This window comes from Mesorhizobium sp. M7A.F.Ca.US.006.04.2.1 (assembly GCF_004022915.1).
In the GTDB taxonomy this organism is placed as follows: Bacteria; Pseudomonadota; Alphaproteobacteria; order Rhizobiales; family Rhizobiaceae; genus Mesorhizobium; species Mesorhizobium ciceri.
In genome coordinates this window covers 1-7,993 of the sequence record NZ_RZQA01000215.1, presented here as the reverse complement: position 1 = coordinate 7,993, position 7,993 = coordinate 1, and the positions used below count along the sequence as shown (strand labels likewise).

The window sequence follows — 7,993 nt, the reverse complement described above, 5'->3', positions numbered from 1 at the left end:
ATAGAAGATGGCCGCGATAGCCGAGACGAGGCCTGACGCAAAGCCCATGATTGCCGATCCGGCGATCGAGCCCATGCCGCCGGCGACGACCACGGCGAAGACGAAATTGATCATTTCCTCTCCCATAAACGGCGACACGTTGCGCATCGGTGCGGAAAGCGCCCCCGCGAGCCCAGCCAGAGCGGAGGCGAAAAAGAACGTGCCGGACACGAGAAGGGGCACATTGCCGCCGAAGCATTTAAGCAGATCGGGCCGCTCCGATGCCGCCCGGATCAGCGCTCCCAGGCGCGTGCGCTCAAGCGCCAAATATGTGCCCAGACATAGAAATACCGATACCACAACGACGAAGAGGCGATATTTCGGGTATGAGGCGAAGCCGAGGCTGACGGCACCCTTGAGAAGGTCAGGCACCAGGTATGGCGCCGACGTAACGCCGTAAAAAATTCGAACAACGTCTTCGATGATCAGCGAGAGGCCGAAGGTCAAAATCAGGATGTAGGCGAGATCCAAGCCATAAAGTCGGCGGATGAGCAGCCGCTCAATAATCACACCAAGCAGTCCGACCAGAACGGCGGAAATGAGAAAGCCCAGCCAAAGCGAAACACCGAGATGCGATCCCAGAATCACCGCGATGATTGCGCCCAGCATGAACATCGCGCCATGCATGAAATTAACCACGCGCATCATGCCGAAGATGATGCTCATGCCGAGACTCATCAACGCCAGGACACCTCCCGTGACAAGTCCGTTGAAGAGCAAAATTGCATAGTAAGACATTGGCCGGCCTCGGTTGCGTTGCGGATGAACCCCTCTCCCCGTCGGCGATCAGCCGGCGGCGGGAGGCATGCTTCTTCCGCTACCAATCGTGCTTGCAGGTGCTTTCTGCTTCCGGGTAGTACGCCTCATCCCCTGGAACCGACCCGACGATGTTGAAAAAGTCGCTGTCGTTCTTGACCTCCGATGCGGGTTTGACCTGGCCAATAAAGGTACGCTTCACCACAAGATGGTCGCGCTTGCGCATGAGCGCGTCCTTGGTGAACATGTCGCTGAAACGCCGACCTTCTAGGGCTTCCGTTACCTTGTCGGGATCGTCCGTCCCGATTTCTTGGACGGCCTTCAGTACTTGATAGACGGCAGAATAGTTGCCCGCGTGTATGTCACCAGGGTAGAAGCTGAGCTTCTCGCGGAAACGCTTTGTGAATTTCCGGGTTTCGTCGTCGAGATCCCAATACCAGATCAGCGCGGCGTTTACGCCGGCCCACGTGTCCGGCCCGAGAGCCTTCACATCAGAAAGATTCAACTGTCCGGGAACAATCTTTATTCCGGCATCCATCAAGCCGAATTCACGGGCCTGCTTAACCGCGTTGCGCAGATCCTGTCCGGATTCAAGGATTCCGATTGCCTCGGCGCCAGCCGCCTGCGCTTTGAGAAGATAGCTTGAGAAATCGTCGTTCGGGAACGGCACCATATCCACCCCAACGACCTCACCACCGTTTTGATTAACGGCACTCGAGAAAGAAGCCAGCAACGACTTTCCGAAGGCAAAGTCGGCTGTGATAAAATACCATTTTTTGGTGCCGTCCTGGGTCATTTTCTTGACCGGCGCGGACATGGCTGAGGTATCGTATCCATAGTGCCAAGTGTATTTGCCGCAAGCTTCATTCGTAAGCGCCATGGTTCCCGGGCTAACAAAGGTCGTCAGAATGTGCCTTTCGTTAGCGAGCTTGGCTATGGCAATGGCTGCGGCGGAACTCGACACGTCGGTAATGAGGTTCACGCCCTGAGAGTCTATGATCTCGCGCGCCTTATTGACCGAGAGTGCAGGATCCAGCTTGTTGTCGACGACGATGACATTGATCGGTACCCCGTTGACCTTTCCACCGAAGTCATCAACGGCCATCTTGGCGAATTCAACGTCACCGGGACCTGATGTTTCTGAATAAACCGAAGAAAGATCGGTCAACATCAGGATATTGAACTGTTTGGCTTTCATCTGAGCATACGCCGGGACGGTACCGGCAAAAGCGATAGCCGCCAGCAGGCCAGCGGCTGCCAATGATTTAATCCGCATTTCAACTCCTCCTCCTCGAAAACAGGCATCCCTAGCCGTGAGCCACTTCAGTGACCGCATCTTATTGTCATTCGGTTTTTAGCGGCAACGAAAGCAATGGGAGAAGTCTCATATGGGCAGGACGTCATCGCGTTTGGAGATGCACCACATCGCGCCAATCGCATCGCCATGGAAACTCCAGAACATCCGCGGGCCAACCTCAAATGATTTTCGCGTGCGCCAAGGTTTTACCGCGTTTCACTGATCGCGGCGCCCCTCTGGTGACCGAGCGACACTAGTAGGCGGAACATTCCTGGATATTCGCCACGCTTCATCCTATGGGCGCTGCCGAGCACCAACGCCCTCAATTCAGTATCTTCTTCCTCACCTCGAAAGGGCCCAGCACCGAACCTGTCCCGAGCGGCAGGTGAGAGGACGGTCTTAGTGTCCGCTTTGAAATCTCGGCGCTTGAGTTTGCTCAGCAGTGGCGCGACGGCAAACGGACGCGGGCACCCCGAACGTCCGCGATGGAACGACCAATATCGTTGACAAAAGAGGGTGCGGAACATGGCCGTCGGCGGCAAGTTTGTTGCCGGCGGCTTTCATTCGCATGATTTATCACTTGGCGGGCACGCATTGCCGGATTGCGCCGTAACACTAAGTCGAAGTTGCCGCGAAGCTGATCAGTCGGCGCGGGACCTTCGGCCGCTGATCACAGTCTCTGTTGCGTTCCATCCACTCGTTGAGAAGCAGGGTTGGAGGAGCCAGCATAGCAACCATTTCTACCACCCAGCCAAAACGCCAAGCCTATCCAGAGCAGGCGCGAGCCCTTTTAGCGACACGGACAGCACCACGTCCTTCTGGTCGGTGCTTCTGACCTAGATCTTCAGCACGGTACCCGCCCGCAGTGCGGTAACCGTTGCTTCATCGAGAGTGAGCGGCACGATGCAGCCGGCCGCCTCGACAACGAGTACGGAAATGGGCTGCGGCATAAAACTATTGGACCATCGAGCTATTCATCAACCACAACGTGCTGAACGAAGATACGATTCAGGCGTCCAAACCATTTCATTTGCGTTTGAAGTTTTTTCCGAACCCGCTATTTTGCAGTAAGGGGTTATGAGACGGAAAATCGTGGACGTTCTGAAACGCAACAATGTCCGGCTCCACGGCACGGGGCCGAAAAGTATGGTGTTCGCGCACGGCTTTGGCTGTGATCAGAACATGTGGCGTTTCGTCGAGCCAGCATTCCGCCGCCAGTTTCGGACCGTGCTCTTCGACCATGTCGGCGCTGGAAGGTCCGATCTTGCCGCTTATGACAGCGCCAAGTACGCGGCCCTGGACGGTTACGCGGATGACCTTATCGAAATCGGGAATGCCGTAGAGCTTTCGGGAGCAGTGTTTGTCGGGCATTCTGTCAGCGCGATGATCGGAGTTCTCGCATCTGTAAAGGTGCCCGAAATGTTCGACAGTCTGGTTCTGGTCGGTCCGTCTCCTCGATATATTGACGATGCCGGCTATGTCGGGGGCTTTTCAGAGGCGGATGTCGAGGGTCTGCTTTCATCGCTTGCTGACAACCACATGGGCTGGTCGGCTGCGATGGCGCCAGCGATCATGGGCAACGCGGATCGCCCGGACCTTGCCGACGAGTTGACCAACAGTTTTTGTCGGACTGATCCCGACATAGCCCGCGAATTCGCACGGGCCACATTCACCTCTGACAACAGGTCCGACCTGCCGAAAGTCACAGCGCGGACGCTAGTCCTCCAGTGCTCGGACGACATCATTGCAGGCGATCATGTCGGTGAATACGTGCGTGCTCACATAGCTGGAAGCAAACTGATTCACCTGGACGCCGTCGGTCACTGCCCCAACCTCAGCGCCCCGCAGGAAGTTGTGGCGGCGATACGGGCTTTCGTCTGAGTTCGCGATGGGGGCGGACGACAAATATCTCGATCTTTTCGAGAACGCGCCGTGTGGCTACCTCGTCATAGGCGCAGATGGCCGCATCCAGGACGCGAACGGCACTTTCCAAAGATGGACTGGGTTCTCGAAGGAGGCAGTCTGCGGCAAACGCTTCCGTGAAATTCTCAATGTCGCAGGCAGGATGTTCTACGAGACACATTTCGCTCCATTGTTGAGGATGCAAGGATTTTTCGAAGAGGTCGCGTTGGATATCGTGAAGGCGGATGGCGACATCCTGCCGGTTCTAGCCAACTCATTGGAACAGCGCACGCCCGCCGGAGACGTGATCGAAACACGGGTGACATTGTTTCGCGCAACACAGCGGCGGCGCTATGAGCGCGAGTTGGGCGAGGCTAAACGTCAGCTGGAACAAGGATTGCATTCTGCGCAACAAACAGCGGAGTTGCGCGAGCAGTTCATCGCGGTGCTTGGCCACGATCTGCGAAATCCACTAGCGTCGATATCCGCTGGGGTACATATGCTCGCCCGTAACACCGATCCGAGTGACGAAAAAGTTGCCAAAGTCCTGCGCCTGATGCTGGCGAGCATAGCGCGCATGAGCGGCTTGATCGACAACGTCCTGGATTTCGCAAGGGGCAGGTTGGGAGGCGGCTTGGGATTGACGAGGGATCGAGGCAAGCCGATCCAGCCTACATTGCAGCAAGTGCTTGACGAGATTAGATCAAGTTACCCGGAGCGTCAGATCGACGTATTGTGGAATCTCGATGGTGACATGATCGAAGTTGACCATGTGAGGCTTGCGCAGCTGTTTTCCAACCTGATGGGAAACGCGATTGCCCATGGAGACCCTGAAACTCTGATCCAGGTGACCGGTAAGTTCAGTGAAGGCTTTTTCGATCTCTCGGTCGCGAATGGCGGCAAGCCTATTCCGCAAGCGGCATTGAAGCGCCTCTTTCAACCATTCTATCGAGGAGATGCAAAAGGTCGCCAACAAGGCTTGGGATTGGGGCTCTACATCGCGTCAGAAATAGCCCGTGCCCATGGTGGAACCTTGGACGTGGTGTCGGATATGGAGCAAACGCGATTTAGTTTCCGTATGCCCATAAGTTGATGACGCAAGCCAATTTGACTGCGAGCAGCTCCGCTTGGCGCCGAGACGCCAGCCATGCGTGACGACCTGCTCCCACGCATGTGCAGTGAATGCCAAAGCCGCAATGTCGATCTGATCTACACGCCCGACCCGTCGAAGCATTCCGGCATGGGGCAAGCTAACGCCTGTGCGAAGGCGAAGGACGGGCGCTAGGGCCAATCCGGCCTTGTCAGTACCGGCAAACCCGAACGCGTTCCAGCACCCGGTGGTGATGGTGCCAGTGCCTAACCCACTTCACGCGGCAATGGTGACGATGCCGGTAATAGTAGCGATGCGGGTAGCGGGCCACGTAGGCAGGATAGCGGGGGCCGTAATAGCGGCCGCCATAGTCGTAAAACGGACCTCCGCCGTAGAAGGGGCCACCGCGGTAAAACGGGCCGCCGCCGAACGGACCGAAGCCCCCGAACGGACCAAAAAAGCTGATGCCAGAACCGAAGTGTGCATCCGCAGGCACAACCGTGGCTGCGGCGCAGGCGATGGCAATCACCGAAGCAAGGAACACTTTTCTCATAGCAACCTCCCTGAGGTCCCTTCACCCGAGAAACTCCCGCAGGAGCCGTACGTTCCCGATTGCTAAAATTCTCTGCGCGCCGTCACCCAACCAGACGTTTTTGCCGATTCCGCCGTATAAGGCCGCATCATACCTTCGACTTCCGCCATCCTGCCCACCATGCTTCCATTGAGAGCAGAACCAGCGCTCGCCTTTGGCCAGTTGACGACCGTTTCGGTGTAATGTCGCTGCCCTGGCATGTGGTAGATGCGCTCGCCTGTCACGCTAATGTTGCCCCTTGATGGCGCAGCCGCCCGGCGCGCTAATGCCGCCGCCCTGACGATGCACTGTGGGGAGAGGATGCTGTACGGACTGCGGTATAAGGTAGCTTGCCCCGGCAACGCCGCAAAGCACGACAGGGATTAGCGCCCGCTGCTCTAACAGCGAACGCCTACGTCGCCTTATAGGCTTGGAAGCCTTCTGCCCCTGTATGCCCACGCCCGGTGGGAGAATGCGACTCCTAAGGCTTGGAGTCCAGATGGGGCGGGCTCACCGGTCCTGTGGTGTTCCGCCGGATGAACGGGACTTCCTTCCCGGTCACTTCCCGCACGGCTTTAGACAGCGCCTCATGCAGGACGCGCGTCAGCCGGTAGTGCTTGCAATATATAACGGCTTGACGATGCTCAAGTGCAGCGCTTCCGCTGCTGTCACAAAGCGTTCAATTTCAGTCTGCGAATTTCTGCGAACCTTTTGACCTGGCCATTTTCCATCCGAATCTCTCGGTGTGCCATACGATCTTGGCCGTCGATCTTCGTCGGCTTGTGGATTATCAGGCTTCGGCAGGTGTTCGGGGTGGGCCTCGAGAAGCGTGATCTTGATCTGCGGTCTGCAGCGGTTCCAGTCGAACTTCTACCTCATAGGATCGACACCGCCGCCGTAAGCGGACATTGCCGCAGCTGCACTCGGCCTTCACAAGCATGTGTGCGGGATCGTGCGCCATCAGAACAAAAAAGGAACATATTCCTTGCGCGTCAAGACGCTTGTGGAATCTTTTCCCCCATGAGCGATGGACCATCCCGGCTTGCCGAAGGCATGACAGCGGCCCCGCGCGATCGACGAAGCGTCGACAATCATACGTGCGAGCACCCCGGCTGCGGCAAAGATGGAGGCTTCGGCTTCGCCAGGATGCGTCAGCCTTCGCACTGATTTTGCATGGAGCACCGTGGCGAAGGAGAGCTAGCACACTAAAAAGGCTCGCGGTCCCATTGGCGAGTCCGCGAGCCTCCCCGTGCCCCAACCCCACAGCAGCAAAGCGATTTCAGTCCCAGCCAATATGACCCATCGCGGGACGGCATAGCGCCAAGAATCACCTATCGCGTGAGCGGCGGACCTGTTTCCGAATAGGCGGGCCTCGCCGGCAACTTTGCCTTACTTAACGTAAGAACAGCCAGGGTCTTTAGGTGAACAGCGGGCGCGCCCATGCGAGGGATTACTCAACATTGTTTGCCCTGCTGACTTTACGCATGAGCTGCTTATCCACCCAGTCCTGAATTGGTCGGTCGGAGTTGCGACTACGCCAAGCAACCGGCGCAGTCGGATTTGAACCTACATGGAGTGCCAAATCTGTGAGCGACGGGAATGTCTTCTTGACCCCGTCGATTGTGACGGTAACCGGAATTAAAACCCCGCTCGGCATTGCCTTACCCCTCGCGCTGTTAACCAAATCCCGCCTCCGAGGTAAGCCGAGATGGCCCTCCTAGAAGTGGCGGCTGCCCCACCGGAATCAGCCCGCTGGGGCTGTTGATCAGCCCATTTAGCGACTGGCAAAAGGGGCTGTTCGGTGGTGACCCTGGATCACATTTGCAACTTGACGCCTTACTTTGGCTGGCACATCGGCCGAACAGATGAGGGCGTACGATCGATAGGAGTCGATCCGCCATATCAAGGCGTGAGAAGGCGATAGGTTCTGTCGGGAAATAGGTCTCACCAGCGCGTTTCCCCCGGCCGCCATCATACGCCGGCGATGCACCTTGCGCGTGCTGACGCCCGCCTGTGGCCAGCAGGAAGCGCGCATTCGCCCTTGCCCGGAAGAGATCGACCTCGGCCTGCTTCTGCGCTTCCCGCGCCAGCCCGTAGACCTCGGGCAGCGGTTGCCGGTCGGCCGGCTTCGCCTTCATGGTCCACTTCTCGCTGCGGAAGCCCCAATGAGCGATGCCGTCGAGTTCGCTGCCGTCGAACCAAGCGCTCGAGTTCAGTTTCGGGAAATGCAACACCCGAGCCATCCACCAGATTTTCTCGATGTCGTGTTCGCCGGCACCCTTCGCCCATGGCGTCCAGCCCTTGCCTGGTCGCTCCGTCAGATCGCGCCGCGCATGGT

Annotated in this window: 7 protein-coding genes; 3 read left to right on the top strand and 4 right to left on the bottom strand. The window is 57.5% G+C overall.

Annotation, left to right across the window (positions count from 1 at the left end; genetic code table 11):
- Positions 1-777 (bottom strand): branched-chain amino acid ABC transporter permease (locus EN925_RS13910; protein WP_164894204.1); only part of this gene is annotated, 777 nt, incomplete at its 3' end.
- Positions 778-856: 79 nt separating this feature from the next.
- On the bottom strand, positions 857-2,071 hold the full coding sequence (locus EN925_RS13905; protein ID WP_064994819.1) for an ABC transporter substrate-binding protein: 1,215 nt from the start codon (positions 2,069-2,071) through the stop codon (positions 857-859).
- Positions 2,072-3,184: 1,113 nt separating this feature from the next.
- On the opposite strand from EN925_RS13905, the gene EN925_RS13900 reads away from it, so the two are divergent.
- Genes EN925_RS13900 through EN925_RS39655 form a run of 3 tightly spaced genes read left to right on the top strand, consistent with a single transcriptional unit; the run spans position 3,185 to position 5,279 of the window.
- Positions 3,185-3,973, top strand: a complete 789-nt coding sequence (locus EN925_RS13900; protein ID WP_064994850.1) for an alpha/beta hydrolase — start codon at positions 3,185-3,187, stop codon at positions 3,971-3,973.
- Between the two features lie 7 nt (positions 3,974-3,980).
- The gene (locus tag EN925_RS13895; protein WP_127384859.1) at positions 3,981-5,087 is read left to right on the top strand and encodes a PAS domain-containing sensor histidine kinase; all 1,107 of its coding nucleotides are present in this window, start codon (positions 3,981-3,983) and stop codon (positions 5,085-5,087) included.
- A 54-nt stretch (positions 5,088-5,141) separates the two neighbouring features.
- Positions 5,142-5,279, top strand: a complete 138-nt coding sequence (locus EN925_RS39655; protein ID WP_157678546.1) for a hypothetical protein — start codon at positions 5,142-5,144, stop codon at positions 5,277-5,279.
- Between the two features lie 16 nt (positions 5,280-5,295).
- On the opposite strand, the gene EN925_RS13890 is transcribed toward EN925_RS39655, so the two are convergent.
- Both EN925_RS13890 and EN925_RS39650 read right to left on the bottom strand, forming a co-directional pair.
- A complete protein-coding gene (locus tag EN925_RS13890; protein ID WP_127369081.1) occupies positions 5,296-5,637 on the bottom strand; it encodes a hypothetical protein in 342 nt (113 codons plus the stop codon).
- Positions 5,638-7,331: 1,694 nt separating this feature from the next.
- On the bottom strand, positions 7,332-7,993 hold a 662-nt coding region (locus EN925_RS39650; RefSeq protein WP_164894203.1), incomplete at its 5' end, for a hypothetical protein.

Coding starts and splice junctions, on each gene's coding strand:
- EN925_RS13895 (WP_127384859.1), top strand. CDS start 3,981: ATGGGGGCGGACGACAAATATCTCGATCTTTTCGAGAACGCGCCGTGT.
- EN925_RS13890 (WP_127369081.1), bottom strand. CDS start 5,637: ATGAGAAAAGTGTTCCTTGCTTCGGTGATTGCCATCGCCTGCGCCGCA.
- EN925_RS39655 (WP_157678546.1), top strand. CDS start 5,142: ATGCGTGACGACCTGCTCCCACGCATGTGCAGTGAATGCCAAAGCCGC.
- EN925_RS13905 (WP_064994819.1), bottom strand. CDS start 2,071: ATGCGGATTAAATCATTGGCAGCCGCTGGCCTGCTGGCGGCTATCGCT.